The sequence below is a fragment of the Nostoc sp. CHAB 5836 genome (assembly GCF_020829445.1).
Lineage (GTDB): Bacteria > Cyanobacteriota > Cyanobacteriia > Cyanobacteriales > Nostocaceae > Nostoc.
Genome location: NZ_JAIVFV010000139.1, coordinates 1 through 18028, shown reverse-complemented (window position 1 = coordinate 18028; position 18028 = coordinate 1). Strand labels below are relative to the sequence as shown.

The window sequence follows — 18028 nt, the reverse complement described above, 5'->3', positions numbered from 1 at the left end:
TTATTGAGAATAAGATTCGTGCCACTTTTATTCCTCAAATATCCTTTTATGTATTATTTTATTCTTGTGATTTTCATTTATTACCGTAATAACCGCTTATGACAGTAAGGGGTGCGGAATGTGGGATTGAGACCTCTCCCTCTGTTGAACTAAAGTTCAAGTCTGTCCCTCTCCGACTCGGAGAGGGACAGGTTTTGCGTAGTAAAACCAGGGAGAGGTTTTTTGGGTTTACAATTCCAATTTTTCACCCCGAATCGAATAATCTAACAACTCCATCGGGTGAATAACTGAAATCTTCTTACCTTGTGACTGCAAATGTTTAGTAATTTGCAAAGTACACCCCGGATTAGCAGAAGCAATTAACTCAGCACCAGTATTCAACAAATTCTGCACTTTTTGCCGACCCAATTCTTCAGCAACTTCGGGTTGCAGCATATTATAAATCCCAGCACTGCCACAACACAAAGCTGCATCTATTGGTTCGCTTAACTTTACCCCTGGAATTTGCCGCAATACCTGACGCGGTTGCACGCTAATCTTTTGTCCATGCAATAAATGACAAGCATCTTGATAAACTAAATTCAAAGGTTTATCAGTTAGTGGTGAAAGTTTTGCGGTTAAGCCAACAGTTGCCAAAAATTCTTGAGCATCTTTAACCTTAGCCGCAAAATCCTTCGCCTTTTCCCGATATTCTGGGTCATCTTCTAAAATGTGACCGTATTCTTTCAAAGTATGACCGCAACCAGCAGCATTGATAATTACGAAATCGACATCAGTGTGAGCAAAACTATCAATCATCTGCCTTGCTAAAGCTTTCGCCTGTTCAGTTTGTCCTTGGTGTTCGGGAAGCGCCGCACAACAACCTTGAGATTTAGGAATCACAACTTCACAACCATTCGCCGTTAAAACCCGCACCGTCGCTTCATTCACAGGTGAGAAAAACAGCCTTTGCACACAACCCAAAATCACCCCAACACGGTAACGCTTCTCACCTTTAGCAGCAATCACACTAGGCAAATTATCTTGAAAAGATTTCAGAGTAATTTCCGGTAGAATCGATTCCATTGCTGCTAAACGGGGCGATATTTTATTCAGTAAACCCGTAGCACGAAATAATTTAGCAAATCCCAACTTTTGATAAACTAACAACGGAACTAATAAAACTCGTAAAAGGTTAGGATAAGGAAACAGAGAAAATATCAATTGACGAAATAACTTGTCTGGTAAACTGCGGGGATAATTCCGTTCAACTTGATGACGAGTTGCAGAAATTAACTTATCATACTGCACACCAGAAGGACAAGTACTTACACAAGCAAGACATCCCAAACAAGAATCAAAATGTTCTACCGTTGCCGTATTCAGGGCAATTTCACCCTCATTAATGGCATCCATTAAATAGATACGTCCTCTAGGAGAATCCATCTCTTTACCCAGCACCCGATAACTGGGACAAGTCGAGAGACAAAATCCACAATGTACACAACTATCAATCAACTTCGGGTCAGGCGGATGACTCTCATCAAACCCCTTCAAATTCTTTAAACTAGCCGTATTATTAACAAAATCTTCTGAAACTTGCATAATTAATTCTTCTCCCCTCTTCCTTTGCGCCCTTTGCGCCCTTTGCGGTTCGTTTTCTTCAAACTAAATTCCACCCAAAAACCGACCAGGACTTAAAATATTCTTACTATCAAACTGTTCCTTAATACGGCGCATCAACGGCAAAGCATTCCCCGTATAACCCCAAACATCTACTTGTTCTTTAACTGCCATTGGTGCTGACAAAATTGTTAAAAAACCTTTATTAGCTTGAGTGCGATCGCGCACTTTCAAAATTTGATTTTTACTCTCCAATTGTAACAAACCCAAACCACTACTAATATGAATCAAACCCAACTCCACCTCAGTCAAAATCTCCACAGCAGCAGTAGGTAACACTCCTATTTTGCAGGTAATGACCGATTCTGTGGCAGTATTATATATTCGTTCTTGCAATCTCTGCCATAGATTAGCTTCATCACCATCGGCAAAAATTGCTCCATCTAAGCCTAACTTTTGCCCAACTTCCAAAACTCGGTTTGACTGTTCCTTAACGCTCTCACTAATACTTTGAAAACGAGCAATTAATCCCAGTCCTTCACCTAAACCTAAGCTAGACACCAATTTAGTTGATAGCAAATCAGCCTGAACCGGTGTTAACGCCGAACCTCGAAGGATATCAGCCCCTTGGGATACAGCCTTTACACTACCCGTTAGCACCACCGTACCCGATGCTTCTGGTAGCGGATACACGCGGAAAGTTACTTGACTAATAACTCCTAATGTGCCATAAGATCCAGTAAACAACTTCATCAAGTCATATCCGGCAACATTTTTGACTACTCTTCCCCCAGCTTTAGCCATTTGTCCATCAGCACGCACAAAGGTAATACCTAGCAGCTGGTCGCGCACACTACCATAGCGTTGCCGCAGAGAACCTGTATCAGCTGTGGCAACAATACCGCCAATGGTTGCTGACTCTGGTGCAGTGGGGTCAAGGGCGAGAAATTGCCGCGACTTTGCCAAAAGCGCTTGCAACTGAGAGAACTTCATCCCAGCTTCTACTGTGACAGTCAAATCGCCAACTGCGTGTTCAATTAGTTGATTGATGCGTTCTGTACAGACTACAACATCAATGCCTTTGGCTAAACCACCCCAGTTGAGTTTACTACCACTACCACAGGGGAGGATGCGCCAGTTGTTTGTGTGAGCTGTGGCGATAACTGTGGCTAGCTGTTCTTGGGTGCGAGGATAGACAATACAACTGGGAAGTTTCCCAGAAGCGTAGACGCCTTGCGGCTTCTCGTTAGAGATCGCCTGTTGAATAAGTTTTTGCTGACCAAGTTCGATATTTTCCCAAAGACAAACAGCATTTTCTTCACCGACGATAGATGCCAAATCAGAAGCGCACACGGCTTGCGGCCCGTCGTTAGACATTGCTTTCATTGAGTTTATTTTTTGACGCCCTACATCTAATTTACTGGCTAACCTGACCAAAAAAGCGCATTGCCATTAATACACGGTGGATAATTCAGTTGCGAGTTTTGCTTCAAAACAGACAAGGGAGGAGGGGCTAAGTACAGATGCAGCATAAAATCGTGGCGAATTGAGGGTTGAAATTTAAACGCAGAGGGGCGCAAAGGGAAGCGCAAAGGAACGCAGAGAATTCGCTACGAATTTATGAAATATTGTACTAAAATCTGACTTTTCCCGTTAAGTCATGAAACACCGAATATGACCTGACAATTGAGGTTATGTGGAAAAGTCCTTTTTGGATCGGAATCCCGTACTAAAGTTGATTGGCTAGTGAAGCGTAAAATAGAAAATAATAGATATATGGACAAACGATATTTTTTAGAGGCTAGTGCAGTAATAGTCGGCACAGCATTGTTATCAAGGTATATCAATTGGGGGTCAGAAGAAATGACAACTTCTAAGAGTGGATTTGAAGTTACTAAACCAGAGTCAGAATGGCGGACGATTTTAACGCCAGAACAGTTTAGTGTATTGCGTAAACATGGAACTGAACGCCCTTACACCAGCCCATTAGATAAGGAATACGATTCAGGCACTTATTTTTGTGCCGCGTGTGAACAGCCACTGTTTACATCTGATGCCAAATTTAACAGTGGTACTGGCTGGCCCAGCTTTTTTAACCCAATTGAAGGTGCGATCGCCACTACTGTAGATCGGTCGTTGTTTATGACCAGAACTGAAGTGCATTGTAGTCGCTGTGGTGGTCATTTGGGTCATGTTTTTGATGATGGGCCCGCACCCACTGGTAAGCGCTACTGCATGAACGGTGTTTCGCTGAAGTTTGTTCCTGCTTGATAAGTTGCATCAGCGAACACCCCGTCGTAGACATCGCACGCTTTAACCTAAATCGTCCTATTTGTTTGGCTCTTTTTTCTCCTTTTTGTCTTTAGGATCTTTTTTAGGTTTTTTAGCTTCTTTATTACTTTTTCTTTCCTTAGACATCAGTTTTCTCCAACTAGGTTAATCAGTGAAAGCTTCCACATTCTGCTGTCAGGGAATCAGAAGGTGGCTTACCTGATATTCTTTTAAAGCAAAAAAGAAAGTATCAGACAGAAATGCTACTAACTACCATGATACGGTGTTGTTTGGTTTTCTTCTGATAGCCTTCTTATAGCGGTTCTCAATTGCATGGAATACAGACCTAACCCCCAGCCCCTTCCCTTCTAGCGTTGGGGAGTAAGATTCAAAGCCTCTCTCCTCTTAGGAGAGAGGTTTGGAGAGAGGTCAAAACTGTACTCCACCCAAGCGAAAACCGCTATAATCTATTGGAACCACGATCGCCTGTAGGATAGCATAGCTAGCTGTGCTACCCTAATTATTTACAATGTGGCTACAAGTTCCTTTAAGCGATCGCGTCCATCGCGGAATACAGGCCAACCATCCCCCACCAACACTGCTTCTACCCGACTTAGTTGAGCCAACCTGCCAACGGAAGCAACAGCCTCCTCTCGATTCAGCAGCTTGTCATCTGGTAAAATGGTTAAGCTACCTGCTTTACGTGCCCGGACTAAATCCCCTGTAATTAAAGTTGTCTCCTCCAGTAACAGAGCCAATTCACCAGGAGTTTTAGAACCTTGCAGTTCCATCACCTCCAGTCCTGGGACAAATTCTTCACCATCAGATAGCCAGCGATCGCAAGGTATGGGAAAAGTATCTTTTTCTGCTACGGGCCCAGCTATCTTAGCATAGGTTTGATCGGCAATTTCTTTACTTGCCCTGACATGCTCAGAATTGGTCAACACAATCCAAGCCACACCACCGAGGGATTTCAGATGATTCCAATCATGGTTTGATAGGGCTACTGGGTCAATCAAGATGTTGCCATCTGCGCGAATCCAGGCAATCCCATTGAAGTCAATATTTCTTGTCGGATTGAAATTAGACCAGCTATAGAGATCGGGGCGGTGCAAAGATTTCATGATGATTCTGGATCAGTACCTTCAATAATTGACTATTAATATCAATAAGTATATAGATAATAAGGGCATTGGGCATTGGGAAAGACGAGGCAGATGTTAATCAGTTATCAGTTACCCTGCGTATGGTGGGGGATAAAGAAGCGCCATCAACACCTTCCACCAATTAGTGGGGGACTTAGACCCTGAGAATTCAGGTCATCTGGAAAACCTCTCTTCCTTTTAGGAGAGAGACTTTGAATTTCCCCCTTCCCGCGACGAGTTGGGGGTTAGGGGGTTAGGTTTTGGGTGGATTTTTCCACATAACCTGAATTGTCAGGACTTAGACCCAGGGATTTTGCTGATAACTGTTCACTATTGACTGTTAATCAGTATGCCATTACTTGGGGCGATCGCTGATTTCGTCATGCGATCGCTAATAAAGTTCGTTGTTCTCTCGGCTTAGATATGGATCTCGAAACTCAAATCTTTGATCAGCTGAACTCCCTACACCACCTGAGTACAGGTCGTCATCGACAACGATCACAGAAGACCTTAAGTAATGTCTCAGTTGTGGTCTAAGTAAGTTGGCGCGAAAAAATTAAAGTATACTACGAAACGTAAATAGGCTTAAAATCTTGACTAATGACCAATGACAAAGGACAAATGACAGCTTTACCCAGTTAGCTTTAATCGTGCCGACTTACTTAAATATTTGAAAAATGTTGTAATGCCTCAAATTGCTGCCAACAAAGGTACAATGCACGCGGTACGTGAAAACATCCTTTCCATTTGCCGCCTTTGAGGTTCAACAATACTTCTCCACGCCGATTGAGATAGCCAAACCACTCACCATACTCTGAATCAGCAAAATGTGACCAGGCGTAATCGTGCATCTTTTGATACCATTCCCAACATACTTCACGCCCTGTCAAGCGATAGCCCATCGCTAATGCAACCAAAGACTCTAGGTGAACCCACCACAGCTTTTGATCCCATTCCAATTGTTGTGGGGGATGACCGTCTGCATCCATAAAGTAATACAATCCGCCGTACTCGCTATCCCAAGCGAAATTCAGGATATTTAGTACCACATCAACGGCTTGGTTAATAGTTTTGGTGTCGTTTTTCCGACGCGCAATGTCCATGATAAACCACATAGCTTCGATCCCGTGACCTGGGTTAATCAGCCGTCCCTCAAAACAATCGATGTGGGAACCGTCAGGGGCAACGTTTTCGTACATTAGTCCCCGTTCGGGGTCGAGAAAATCGGTCATCACTTCGCGGACTGTCTCGGCTAGGACATTCTCTAGTGTTTCCTTTGGCAGCAACCATTCCATTTCTAGAGTCAGGTTGGCTAAAATCATCGGTACAGCCAATGATTTCATGGGGCGTGTGCCGGGATAAGTTTTATTATATTTGCCCTTCGGGTTCTCCTTGCGGCGTAATACGTTGCTATAAGCTTGCATCGCTACATCCTTTGCCCATTCTTCGCCCCCAGCGAGTGCGTATTGACTAAATGCCATCGCTGCAAAGGAATCAGAAAAGATATTGTAAGGTTGAACCAATGGTTTCCCTTCACGAGTGAGGGCAAAGTACCAGTTACCATCACTATCTCTGCCATGTTGGGCGAGAAAATTAGCGCCATTGCTGGCAATTTTCAGCCAGTTTTCGCGCTTTTCTAGCTGGTTGTAAAGCATGGAAAAAGTCCACACCTGACGGTTTTGCAGCCAGATTAATTTGTCTGTATCATAAATTTTACCTTCGCGATCAAGGCAGGTGAAATAGCCGCCTTGCTGCCAATCCAGAGAATATTTTTCCCAAAATGGGAGTACGTCGTTGAGGAGGGCGTTTTTGTAAAGTTCAGCGTAGGCGTAGCCCACCGGAGGCATTGCTTGAAAATTATACCCCATAAATTTCCTCCCCTTTTGTGCCTAAAACATCCTCTTAACAGTTATCATATTTTGACTTGAAGAGGGAGCGTCTACTGTTTATCCTATTTTTATTAATGAAGCAGCTTACTTTGAGAAAGGAATTGCAATGTATCTAAGTACAGATGCAGCATTAATTCGTGGTGAATTGAGGGTTGAAATTTAAACGCATAGGCGCAACTCTTGGAGACGCACTCGCGTTCGCCTTCCCCTAGGGTAGGTTCGCAGAGAATTCGCTACTAATTTATGAAATATTGTACTAAGTCAAAAGCAGGAAGAGGTACTTTAATTTATTCGCCCTTCTAACCAAGATTGCAAATCAGCCAAGGTGGTAAAATCAAGCAATGCATCGCTCAAATCTGCGAGAACAGGTAAAGATAAACCAGAAATTGAGGAGCGCATTTCTTCAGACAGTTCTCCAAGCCGCTTAGTCAATAGTCGGGAAATAGCATTAGCCATTGCTTCTCGTCCTTCTTCTCGTCCTTCTTCTCGTCCTTCTTCCTTGATTTCTCGATAAACTCTAGTTTGCTGTAGTGTTATTCCTAACATAGACTCTACCTCCACTTGGCTCAATTGTTCAAACCTGTACATCATTATCGTCGTCAGTATCTCTATTATGACGCGACGCTTTGCTAATGGTACTTCTTGACCAGTTCTTGTTAACAAATACCTTGCTTCTTCAGGTGCTTGTTCTTCCTCTAACGTAGTTAGTACCATCAGTGCCACCCATAAAGGTAATTGGCGAATATTCCCCAATTCATCCAAATACACCCGATGCACTTGGTTACTATTGAGCAATCCCCGATGAGGGTAAATGTTACTTTGTTCGGTATTGTGAGATGGATAAATTACAACTGCTTGCCAATCGTTAAATCTGGCGCGGTTGCGGTAAAAGTATAGAGAAGATTCAGCAAAGACTCTTTCATAAAGCTGTTCATCCTTTTGAAACTGTACCTCACAAAAATACACAACTCCAGGAGTCTCGCTTTCTGGTAAGAGAAATACCCCATCAATTTCAAATTTGGGTTCTTTGACGGCTACCGAATCAAACCGATAAGCATCAGCATTTTCCGGAGGATTTGTCAAGAGTTCAAATAAAAGAGTGGGGGATTGTTGAAACAGTTTGTAAAAAATTGAGTCTCGACGCATGGAGCATTTTATTTGATTTTTTAAATCTGCGATACATTTAATCACATATTCTTCTACATAAGTAAGTCGGCAAGAATAAATTAAACTATGTTACGAAACGTAAATACACCTTAAACCCTTATAAATGACGAAGGACAAATGACAAATGACAGCTTTAGCCAGTTAGCTTTATTTGCGTCGCTTTACTTAAGTAAGTCGGCAAGAATAAATCAAACTATGTTACGAAACGTAAATACACCTTAAACCCTTACAAATGACGAAGGACAAATGACAAATGACAGCCTTAGCCAGTTAGCTTTATTTGCGTCGCTCTACATAGCTATTCCCTTTACTTTGCTAGGCGATACATAATCACTTTTCCTTTCCAATTTTCTTCTACAAATACCAAATACTCACCATTGGAACGCCGAAAAGCGCGGATACCGTAGGGTATATCAATCCAGCCACTTTCACTGCCAACTTCTGGGCCTGGTTTTAACTGTTGTACTTGCGCTCCCGTCTTAGCATTATAGACATATACCTCTGCGGTTTTAACTGTCACGGCAAATACATAATCTCCCGCCACACTCATGGCCGCCGTAGACACTTCACGTTTACCCGTGGTGTCGTAGGGAATGACAATTCGCCAACGGGGAGTACGATTTCCTTGACTCCAATTGTCAAAACGGGCAATTTCAGATCCCACAACTCCACTGTCATCACCGAATGCAGGGCGATCTACTGTGAACCCTGACAAATACATCGTATCTGTTTCGGGAAAATATTCGATCCGCCGCAAGTCGTTAAAAATGTCGGGAGTAGTTTGCTTTTCCATCGAACTATAGCTGTAGATGGGGTTGCCTTTAGCATCTATTCCCTGCAAAGGATAGTGTCGAATGCCATCTTGTGTCCGCAAAGCTTTCCAAACATCTCCTTTGCTGTCTACCCACCAGCCGCCGAGATGAGGATAATCTTTGCTGCGATCGTATTCGTTCTTTTCAAATTTGCCATTACCGTTGCGATCGCCCCAGATCCATTCGCCTTGTTCTGGTTGATGCGGTGGCCAATTTCCCTTGATAAATGGTTTATCTTCGCCATTGGTACCGACAAACATCCCGGCTGGGATAGCAACTTTACCATCTGTAGCTGGATTAAAACGATATATTTGCAGAAAGCTGCTATACATATCTGTGAGGAACAAAAACGGCTTCCCTTGGATGCGGCGCACAAAGGTTCCATCTGGCGATGTATGCAGTCGGGGATCTTGAGGATATTTAAAAGGATTTAAGGTGTAGGCTTTGTAAGTCCATTGTTTACCAGCAGCCTGACTGTAATCCATCAGATAATGTTCTTGTTTGGTGAATACATCTACACCATCAGTTTTCGGATCAGCATCTGCATTATCGACGAATATCAATCCCAGCGATCGCCAAATTAGTTTTCCCGATGGCGAAAATTTCCGCAAATCTGTTCCTGATTTGTTGAAACCATTACTATTTATATAGATATTGCCTGAAGCATCTGTACCAACTCCGGTAAGTCCATAAAGTTTCAAATCTCGAACTTCACCAGGAATTCCTGCATAGATACCGCCTTTAGAACCAAAACTACCCACCTGCGTCGGCTGATCTGTGATGTCGTAAACCAACATTTGCTGACGTGGCCCATTTTCTGCCACCAACAGCTTACCTTGATGATTAATTGCGATCGCAGTTGGTTCAACGATATCTGCAATCTGTTGGGGCAGTTGCTTTCCACTCTGGGAATAATGTAAAACTTTGGCAGGCTTACTACCATTTTTGCTTTGAATAATCCACAGATTTTTTTGTGGATCAATAGTTATTGCTCCCGGATTAGCAACGGTAAAGCTGCGGAGTTCCTTCATTGTATCAGTATCATAGACACGAATTCGGCTAGCAGCAAAATCACTCACATACAACTCGTTTCCCATAGTTGCTAATCCAGCGACTTCATTTTTAGTACTGGTAATTAACATACTTTTATCCCAGCCACGCCCTTCAGGAAACGGTGCAGGTTTTCCCGACAAATCATAGCGTCTAACGCAATGCCAAGTTGTTCCTTCTGCTGGGTAATCTTCATTGGTTTTGCCTTTCGATCCCTGAGTCATGGCAATGTAAATATATTTACTATTTACTGTTACAGCTTTGCCACCACCACGACTCCAGCCGTGAGTATCCCCAATAGCACCAATAACCTTACCATCCTTATATATAGCTGCTTCCATTCCCGCCTCATCCCAATGGCTGTTGGTATAAACTGTGCCATCAGGGGCAACATACATTGCCTCAATATTGTTTTGTACCCGCAGATTTCCACTGCCAATAGTATTACCTATCCACGATGTTTTATATGTAAGGGTGGGTGTTTCAATATTATTTTGTACCAGCAGATTTTCACTGCCAATAGTATTATTTGTCAACGATGTTTTGTATGTAAGCGTGGGTGTTTCCGTTGTCGCCCAGTCTGTTGTAATTCCAATGCTAGTAACAATTACTCCAACGGTCACACTGAGTAAAAAGTTGAAAGGTTTACTTCTTTGTAAATATCTAGTTTTAGATATTTTTTTGATGTGCTGATTGATATGGTGACGGAGTTTTATTAATTCCGTGATTAATTTATTACTCATATAATTTTTAAGGTTTTAATTATTTATATACAATCAGTATTTCTCAAATCCGTACAAAAAATATAACTATTTTTAAGTAGATAATATACAATTTATCTTGTTTCTTTATCGATTAATAGTGGTTTTTATCTTTCCCTATCTACCACTGAGCTTATCCAATGGTAGGTATAATATGTATCGGAGTCAGTGTTCTTGAGTTAATAAAAAGACAGGTTTGAATTCATTATTGACGTTGGCATATAAATAGTTTATAAATTGGTGTTCCAGAAAAAACTTTTATTAGTAATGTGTATTCGGAAATTAGAGTAATTCAGATTGGGATACAACACCAGGGCTATTTCATTCTCATCTAGCCCGCCTCAGAATGAATTCTGAGTCTAATAGCGAAAGTCGTCTCAAGACGACTGAGAAAAGGTTATAGTCCAATGCGCTTGGGTTAAGGATTTTCTGGAGAACCATAGGTCTGTAGAGACGTTGCATTGCAACGTCTCTACACTCTCCACTGGACAAGGGTTTTAGTCTTATCCCAAGGGTATTGGGTTATAGTCCGTTTGAACGGACTTTAACTATAAGAGAGGAACTGAAGTTCCGGGTGTTTTATGTTTTAATATATTTATCGGACACACATTGATGGAAGATAATAAACAAATAAGTTTTGATTCAATATCTGCATCTATTCTCACCCTTGGATTAGGCTGGTTTCCCAAAAGTCCCGGAGGATTAGAAAGGTATATTTATGAACTAACTCATAAATTAGCAGCAAATCAAGACCAGATTGAATTATGCGGAGTCGGTCTACCAGAGGCTGAAATAAATTCGCCCATTAAGCTGACTAACTTGGCTTCTGTTGATAGTGCTATTTGGCAAAGATTATGGTCGATTCGCACTAACTTCCAGAAAACAAGAACAAGCAAACCAGACGCTATTAATTTGCACTTTGCATTATATAGCTTTCCTATTTTAGATATTTTACCAAAGGGAGTACCAGTTACTTTTAACTTTCATGGCCCTTGGGCTTCTGAAAGTCAGCAAGAGGTAGTTAATAAAAACCTTAGTCTTTTAATTAAGCACTGGCTAATAGAACAAAACACTTATAATCGCTGCGATCGCTTCATTGTTTTGAGCAAAGCATTTGGTAAAATTTTACATGATAAATATCAAGTACCGTGGAGCAAAATTAATGTTATTCCTGGTGGAGTTGATATTAACTGGTTTCAGCCTAATTTATCACCCCAGGAGGCTTGTACAAAGCTAGGCTGGCCAAGTAATCGCCGTATCCTATTTACATCACGCCGCTTAGTACATCGAACGGGAGTTGACAAATTATTGCAAGCACTGGCTATAATTAAGCCCAGAATACCAGATGTTTGGCTAGCGATCGCAGGTCGTGGTCACATCCAAGCTGCACTACAACAACAGGCTACAGAATTAGGACTAGATGACAACGTTAAATTTTTAGGTTTTCTACCTGATGAGCAATTACCTATAGCTTACCAAGCTGCTGAATTGACTATTATGCCTAGTCAATCTTTTGAAGGTTTTGGATTAGTAATAATCGAGTCTCTAGCTTGTGGCACTCCTGTTTTATGTACTCCAGTTGGGGGAATGCCAGAAATTTTATCAGGATTTTCACCCGATTTAATTACTACTTTAACAGAAGCCTCAGCTATTGCTGAAAAATTAGAAAAAGTCCTTTTGGGAAATATCCCCGTCCCTTCACGATCAGCCTGTCGCCACTATGCCACCACAAACTACGACTGGAATCAAATCGCCCAACAAGTACGGAAGATTTTATTAGCTTAAACAAGTGATTGACTTTTCACGTTATATGGAAAAGCTAACGATTCACCTAACCCCCCAACCCTCTTTCCGACGCGAAAAGGGAGGAAATTCAAAGTCTCTCTCCTCTTAGGAGAGAGAAATAGAAGTGAGCTTTTCCACATACCGTGAAAAGAAAAGTCAGAAACAAGTGATTGTAATAGATGTTAGGGGTGCTACGTGGGTCAAATTAGATAAAATAGAGGTCTTATGAAAATTCTTTTTTTAGACCAAAGCGGTAAACCAGGCGGCGCAGAATTGTGTTTAATAGATATTGCTAAACCTTATGGCGATCGCGCTTTGGTAGGTTTATTTGCAGATGGGCCTTTTAGCACTTTATTGCAGCAAAATAATATCCCAGTAGAAGTTCTCGCAACTCAAGCAATCCCAATTCACAAAGAAAGCAGTTTGCTACAAGGATTCAAGAGTCTAGGACAACTTGCACCTCTGATTACTAAAGTAGTTAAAAAAGCGCGTGAATACGATTTAATCTATGCCAACACCCAAAAAGCATTAGTTGTCGGAGCATTAGCAAGTTTTTTTAGTCGTCGCCCTTTAGTCTATCATTTACATGATATTCTTTCCAAAGAACATTTTAGCCAAACTAATCTTCGCGTTGCTGTTAACTTAGCTAATGGTTTTGCATCATTAGTAATTGCTAATTCTCAAGCTAGCAAAATAGCCTTCGTCCAAGCAGGAGGACGCTCAGATATCGTCGAAGTTGTTTATAACGGCTTTGATCCGAAAATTTATCAACCTGGTGAGTCTGACATTAATAAATTACAGCAACATTTAGGATTCCAAGGAAAATTTGTCGTCGGACACTTTAGCCGTCTTGCACCTTGGAAAGGGCAGCATATTTTAATTGATGCCCTTACCAAATGTCCACCAGAGGTGACAGCAATTTTAGTAGGTGACGCACTGTTTGGCGAACAAGATTACGTCCAAAAGTTACACCAACAAGTTGCGGAACTGGGATTAGAAAACCGCGTCAAATTTTTAGGATTTCGTTCTGATATTCCCCAGTTAATGGCAGCTTGTGACTTGGTAGCACATACCTCTACTTCCCCAGAACCTTTTGGTAGAGTGATTGTTGAGGCGATGCTATGTGGAAAACCTGTAGTTGCAGCAAAAGCTGGGGGTGTAATGGAATTAGTAGAACATGGACTCAATGGTTTTCTAGTGACGCCAGGAGAACCCCAAGAACTTGCACAAGTGATTACCGCTTGTCTTCAGGAGACGGAAATAACTGCAAGTATAGCCAATAATGCCCGAACTACTGCTAGTCGGCGTTTTGATGTTGCAATTATTAATCAGCAAATTGCCCAACTGCTGTCCCAAAGATGCTAGTAGTCTCATTAATTTTGATGAGTTCGTAGTAAGCACTTGAGTGCTTAAAAATCCCGGACTCAAGTCCTTACTACAAACCCTCCTTAGCTACACTAAACTGGTTACAGAGATATTCCAGGCGATCGCATCAAGCCGCTTCCCGCAGTTGTGACGACACACTCACTTCTGGAAATGAAAGGGAGAGTTGCTCGGCTTGAGGTACCGCCGCTTGCTCCAAAACTTGAACTTCTATATTCACGCTTACCAAATAACTGCCTGTATCAGCACCAACCGCTTCAGTAATTAATTTGGCAATGTCTGGGCGTTTGGCAGTTAGGGGGTCACGTAAAATACACCGATCCCATTCATGCTTGGCAGTCGGATTGAGGTTGAGAATGTAATGCTTCATCATCGAACTAACCCTTGAATCCATCTTCCAGAAGGTTTTCACAGAGCCGTTATGCATTTGGCTAGGCTTTGTGGACGCTATCTATATTATAGTATATTTGTACTAAACAAGTGATATTTGAGCGAGAAAAGAGGGAATATAGATCAATACAGTTCAGTTAAGCATTTATTTCTTCTCTTTCTTTGCCTCCTTTGCGTCCTTCTCCCAGGGGGAGACGCACTCGCGTTTGCGGTTCTGAATCCCCAATCTCCAATTCAATAAAATCTGCCCATAGGTAACTTTTAATAAAAAGCTATTGCAACTAAGCTTACAAAGTACCACCTAATTTTTATATAAATAACTATATGGTAGATATCTATATTATTGACCTATTTGTGATTGGTCTACTTTTGCTGACGGTAACATTAGGGTCAGGCTGGATTGCTCGCTTACCTCTTTCTTTTGCCCTGATCTATCTAGTGGTTGGTATTTTGCTAGGCCCTTCCGTCTTTGGGCTGATTCAATTACGTCGAGATGAAGTTTTTAATGCCGAACTGCTGGAAAAAATAACAGAACTTGTAGTAATTATTTCTGTGTTTAGCTGCGGCTTAAAAATTGTTCGCCCTCTAAAATTGAAGCTTTGGGGTATTACGGCGCGATTGATTGTATTTCTGATGCCAATTTCAATTTTTGCTCTGGCTGTTGTGGGTAAGTTGTTTTTAGGGATGAATTGGGCAGAAGCGATTTTATTAGGAGCAATTCTTGCACCTACCGATCCAGTATTAGCATCAGAAGTGCAACTAACCGATACCAACGACCAAGATGAGTTGAGATTTGGTTTAACTTCTGAAGGTGGGTTAAATGATGCTTTAGCTTTTCCCTTCGTTTATTTTGGCATTCATGCCTTAGAAGACGACAACTGGGGTAACTGGTTTAAGCAGTGGATAATGGTTGATTTAATTTGGGCGATCGCAGTTGGCATTATTATGGGAATTGTTGTTGCCAAATCTATAGTTTGGATTGAAAAAAGAATTCAAAAACGCCGTCCTACCGATGAGTTAATGGAAGATTTTATTGCTATCAGCACAATTCTCTTAACTTATTCCTTAACAGAAATGGTAAATGGCTATGGATTTCTGGCAGTATTTGTTGCTGGGTTAGTTGTCCAACGCAGTTACAAAAATCCTGAAAAACCCTTAGCACAATTGAAATTTGTTGAGCAAGTTGAAAAGCTGCTGGAAGTTGGGACAATTTTACTATTAGGTTCAATATTATTATTGAAACCAATGCTCAATTATGCGATGCAATCTTTGTTAGTGATAATTTTATTATTCTTGATCATCAGACCAGTAGGAGTTTGGATTAGCACAATAGGTAAACGTCCCCTAGACTCACATCGTCGAACCTTCCACCCAGGAACTCGGTGGTTATTCGGATGGTTTGGTATTCGCGGTGTTGGCTCTTTATATTATCTTGCTTATGCGTTTGGTCACGGCTTAAAAGGTGAAGTAGGCGAACAAATTGCTTGGATAACTTACACTACTATTGTAGTTTCGGTGATCGTGCATGGAATTAGTGCAACTCCATTAATGAAGTGGTATCAGCGCAATTTAGCTAAGGAAACAAATACCACTATTCCCGCGACAATTGATGAATTTGAATAAAAAGTTTTAGATCCCTCTAAGTCCCCCTTTTTAAGGAAGACTTAGACTCCGGTTCCCCCCTTCTTAAGGGGGGTTAGGGGGGATCTAAAAGTACCTAAAGTCACAGCGAAACACTTTTCAAACACCCTCTTAAAACCTGAGCTCGACGTAAAAAAAAGAATGAAATAAAACTTAACTATATATCAATACAGTTCAATTAAGCATTTCCTCCTTCTCTCTTCTCTTCTCTCTGTGTTCTCTGCGCCTCTGTGGTTCGTAAAAAAAAGAGTTTCAGCCCTTTTGTGAACCGTATTGAACTATATGTCCGTTCTTGCCCATATCTGGGCAGACATCTTGATTGTGCAGAAAAACTGCTCATTTAGTAAATCTGCCTTTTCGCGTTTGATAAGATAAATCAAAGAACAATCTGGCGTGTGTATTCGAGCGAGAATAACTATGGATGGCTTGTCAAATAATAGTTTAACAAAGAAAGCCTATGGACGCATATTAAAAAATGTGCGAAACCTCAAAAATTGCTCACAAAAGAAATTAGCTCAAGTGTGTTTTTCGTCTCGGAGAACAATAGTAGACATTGAAACCGGAAAAATCGCCCCTAATCCCTCTCTTAGAGTCGAGTTCGCCAAAGCTTTATCTAATCCTATACTTGAATACTTCCCACAATATTCTATTGGACAATTTTCGGAGCGATTAGAAATCAGATTTGAGCATGAAAAATCAGCAAGTCAATATTTTTTAGATATTGTTAACCAGAAAGATTTAGATAGTTTTCAAGAGGTTTTTTATCTTTATAAAATGGCGTCGGATCAAAAGAATGGTGTATTAATGCTCCTTTTGGATGAGTATCTTCACACACGCATCATGAATGCCCATCCTGACGAAACTAAAAGAATTTTAGTCGAGCGATATAGACAAGATTATATAGAATTCTTCAAAATTTGGATTCCCCAACTAAATTTCAATATATCACTAGGACAACACCCAATTCACTTGAATATGTTTCAAGCTATCCTTGGGCAAAATCAATCTCAACTAACTGAAGCTATTCACTGGCACTTAATTAATTCTCTCAGTGATGTTAAACGAATTATCAATGCGTTAGAAACTGATTAAGAAGCAATACGCTTGGGATAAGACTAAAACCCCTTGTCCAGTGGACAGTGTAGAGACGTTGCAATGCAACGTCTCTACAGGCCTATGGTTCTCCAGAAAATCCTTAACCCAAGCGTATTGGATTAAGAAGTTTTTAACTGAGCCGCCACTATAACTATCATGTTTGTGCAGATTCTCTTCTCATCTAATTCCTTTTGAGCTATGGCTTTATAGAATTAAAAAAAGCGAATCTTATCAAGAGTTATGATGAAAAATCCAAATTTATCCAAAGCTTGGGATCAAAAAATCCAGTGTTTTTTAGTGTTCATGCAAATTGTTTTTTACTTAGTAGCAACATCAAACTACTGTTTGCAGATTCAAAGCACTCTTAAAAATGATGATTCTAGGCGAATACAGCCTCAGAAGGTGTTTGAACTCTAAAAATGGATGTACCGTATTTGGGATACCGTTGACGCTATTATCCCAGCGTTAACACCCTAGACGGCATATCCACCACCAACCGCCGAGTTTTTAACCACTGACGACCAAGTAAAACTTCTGACACTCCTTCACCCACATGGACAGGAATATCAAATTCCTTGCCATCAATTTGCACTTTTCCTAAATATATGTCAAATTCCGCTTCTCCTTGGGCTGTGAGCATTGTTTGCTGTTCTAAATAAATCCAATCAAGTGCTTCTAAATCCTGGTTATTAATTGCCAGCCACCAAGAAAAACCTGTATCAAAAAGTGCTTCTACTGGTAGTGCAAAGGAGTTAGCAGCTATCAACTCTATCTCAAAAAATAATTCATCCTCATCACCAAAGTTGCCAGAAATCATATCGTGCCGCACACCCCAGTTTCATTTATGCGGAAAACGTGCAGCCGGAAGTTCGGGTATTTTTCATGTGCCATCTGGCTAACTGCTATTGCATCCTCATTAATAAAATATTCTCCGCTTTCTGGTTCAACTGCTACATACCAGTTGTAGTGAGTCTTAATTAAAGAAGGCTGCAATTTTTGAAAAATTTGTTCACAACGCTGCTTAAATTCTGCTTTTT

General features: G+C 41.1%; 14 protein-coding genes. 5 read left to right on the top strand and 9 right to left on the bottom strand.

Annotated features, from left to right (window positions below):
* Positions 1-228: 228 nt before the first annotated feature.
* Together LC605_RS23360 and LC605_RS23355 are read right to left on the bottom strand one after the other, a co-directional pair.
* Positions 229-1584, bottom strand: coding sequence for a (Fe-S)-binding protein (locus LC605_RS23360; RefSeq protein WP_229549903.1), 1356 nt, complete (start codon positions 1582-1584; stop codon positions 229-231).
* Between the two features lie 63 nt (positions 1585-1647).
* Positions 1648-2988: an FAD-binding oxidoreductase gene (locus LC605_RS23355; protein ID WP_229549902.1), complete on the bottom strand. Its 1341-nt coding sequence runs from the start codon at positions 2986-2988 to the stop codon at positions 1648-1650.
* 390 nt (positions 2989-3378) lie between these two features.
* Between LC605_RS23355 and msrB the strand changes: the two genes are divergently transcribed.
* Positions 3379-3873: a peptide-methionine (R)-S-oxide reductase MsrB gene (msrB, locus tag LC605_RS23350; RefSeq protein WP_229549901.1), complete on the top strand. Its 495-nt coding sequence runs from the start codon at positions 3379-3381 to the stop codon at positions 3871-3873.
* Positions 3874-4397: 524 nt separating this feature from the next.
* Here the strand turns inward: msrB and LC605_RS23345 are convergent.
* From LC605_RS23345 to LC605_RS23330, 4 genes are all read right to left on the bottom strand, one after another.
* Positions 4398-4997, bottom strand: coding sequence for an MBL fold metallo-hydrolase (locus tag LC605_RS23345; RefSeq protein ID WP_229549900.1), 600 nt, complete (start codon positions 4995-4997; stop codon positions 4398-4400).
* A gap of 683 nt (positions 4998-5680) precedes the next feature.
* Entirely contained in the window at positions 5681-6886 is a 1206-nt protein-coding gene (locus LC605_RS23340) for an AGE family epimerase/isomerase (RefSeq protein WP_229549899.1), read from the bottom strand.
* Positions 6887-7189: 303 nt separating this feature from the next.
* A complete protein-coding gene (locus LC605_RS23335; RefSeq protein WP_229549898.1) occupies positions 7190-8053 on the bottom strand; it encodes an Rpn family recombination-promoting nuclease/putative transposase in 864 nt (287 codons plus the stop codon).
* Positions 8054-8381: 328 nt separating this feature from the next.
* Complete coding sequence (locus tag LC605_RS23330; RefSeq protein ID WP_229549897.1) at positions 8382-10679, bottom strand: hypothetical protein; 2298 nt, start codon at positions 10677-10679, stop codon at positions 8382-8384.
* Positions 10680-11309: 630 nt separating this feature from the next.
* On the opposite strand from LC605_RS23330, the gene LC605_RS23325 reads away from it, so the two are divergent.
* Complete coding sequence (locus tag LC605_RS23325; RefSeq protein WP_229549896.1) at positions 11310-12482, top strand: glycosyltransferase family 4 protein; 1173 nt, start codon at positions 11310-11312, stop codon at positions 12480-12482.
* A 225-nt stretch (positions 12483-12707) separates the two neighbouring features.
* Positions 12708-13847 carry a glycosyltransferase family 4 protein gene (locus LC605_RS23320; RefSeq protein ID WP_229549895.1) on the top strand — a complete coding sequence of 380 codons (1140 nt, stop codon included), beginning with the start codon at positions 12708-12710 and terminating at the stop codon, positions 13845-13847.
* 127 nt (positions 13848-13974) lie between these two features.
* On the opposite strand, the gene LC605_RS23315 is transcribed toward LC605_RS23320, so the two are convergent.
* Positions 13975-14238 carry a hypothetical protein gene (locus tag LC605_RS23315; RefSeq protein WP_229549894.1) on the bottom strand — a complete coding sequence of 88 codons (264 nt, stop codon included), beginning with the start codon at positions 14236-14238 and terminating at the stop codon, positions 13975-13977.
* Positions 14239-14579: 341 nt separating this feature from the next.
* Here LC605_RS23315 and LC605_RS23310 point away from each other — a divergent pair, with 341 nt between their 5' ends.
* Both LC605_RS23310 and LC605_RS23305 read left to right on the top strand, forming a co-directional pair.
* Positions 14580-15878, top strand: coding sequence for a sodium:proton antiporter (locus tag LC605_RS23310; protein ID WP_229549893.1), 1299 nt, complete (start codon positions 14580-14582; stop codon positions 15876-15878).
* 435 nt (positions 15879-16313) lie between these two features.
* On the top strand, positions 16314-16988 hold the full coding sequence (locus LC605_RS23305; RefSeq protein ID WP_229549892.1) for a helix-turn-helix transcriptional regulator: 675 nt from the start codon (positions 16314-16316) through the stop codon (positions 16986-16988).
* Positions 16989-17445: 457 nt separating this feature from the next.
* Here the strand turns inward: LC605_RS23305 and LC605_RS23300 are convergent, their stop codons facing one another.
* Positions 17446-17808 (bottom strand): aspartyl protease, encoded by a 363-nt coding sequence (locus LC605_RS23300; protein WP_229549891.1) that lies wholly within the window; start codon positions 17806-17808, stop codon positions 17446-17448.
* Positions 17805-18028: hypothetical protein (locus LC605_RS23295; RefSeq protein WP_229549890.1), on the bottom strand; the 224-nt coding region annotated here is incomplete at its 5' end. The genes LC605_RS23295 and LC605_RS23300, both read right to left, overlap by 4 nt.

What these genes read in the sequence shown, in the direction of transcription:
- LC605_RS23360 (WP_229549903.1), bottom strand. Translation starts at nt 1,584, where the DNA reads ATGCAAGTTTCAGAAGATTTTGTTAATAATACGGCTAGTTTAAAGAAT.
- msrB (WP_229549901.1), top strand. Translation starts at nt 3,379, where the DNA reads ATGGACAAACGATATTTTTTAGAGGCTAGTGCAGTAATAGTCGGCACA.
- LC605_RS23345 (WP_229549900.1), bottom strand. Translation starts at nt 4,997, where the DNA reads ATGAAATCTTTGCACCGCCCCGATCTCTATAGCTGGTCTAATTTCAAT.
- LC605_RS23335 (WP_229549898.1), bottom strand. Translation starts at nt 8,053, where the DNA reads ATGCGTCGAGACTCAATTTTTTACAAACTGTTTCAACAATCCCCCACT.
- LC605_RS23325 (WP_229549896.1), top strand. Translation starts at nt 11,310, where the DNA reads ATGGAAGATAATAAACAAATAAGTTTTGATTCAATATCTGCATCTATT.
- LC605_RS23310 (WP_229549893.1), top strand. Translation starts at nt 14,580, where the DNA reads ATGGTAGATATCTATATTATTGACCTATTTGTGATTGGTCTACTTTTG.
- LC605_RS23300 (WP_229549891.1), bottom strand. Translation starts at nt 17,808, where the DNA reads ATGATTTCTGGCAACTTTGGTGATGAGGATGAATTATTTTTTGAGATA.
- LC605_RS23305 (WP_229549892.1), top strand. Translation starts at nt 16,314, where the DNA reads ATGGATGGCTTGTCAAATAATAGTTTAACAAAGAAAGCCTATGGACGC.
- LC605_RS23330 (WP_229549897.1), bottom strand. Translation starts at nt 10,679, where the DNA reads ATGAGTAATAAATTAATCACGGAATTAATAAAACTCCGTCACCATATC.
- LC605_RS23315 (WP_229549894.1), bottom strand. Translation starts at nt 14,238, where the DNA reads ATGATGAAGCATTACATTCTCAACCTCAATCCGACTGCCAAGCATGAA.
- LC605_RS23355 (WP_229549902.1), bottom strand. Translation starts at nt 2,988, where the DNA reads ATGAAAGCAATGTCTAACGACGGGCCGCAAGCCGTGTGCGCTTCTGAT.
- LC605_RS23320 (WP_229549895.1), top strand. Translation starts at nt 12,708, where the DNA reads ATGAAAATTCTTTTTTTAGACCAAAGCGGTAAACCAGGCGGCGCAGAA.
- LC605_RS23340 (WP_229549899.1), bottom strand. Translation starts at nt 6,886, where the DNA reads ATGGGGTATAATTTTCAAGCAATGCCTCCGGTGGGCTACGCCTACGCT.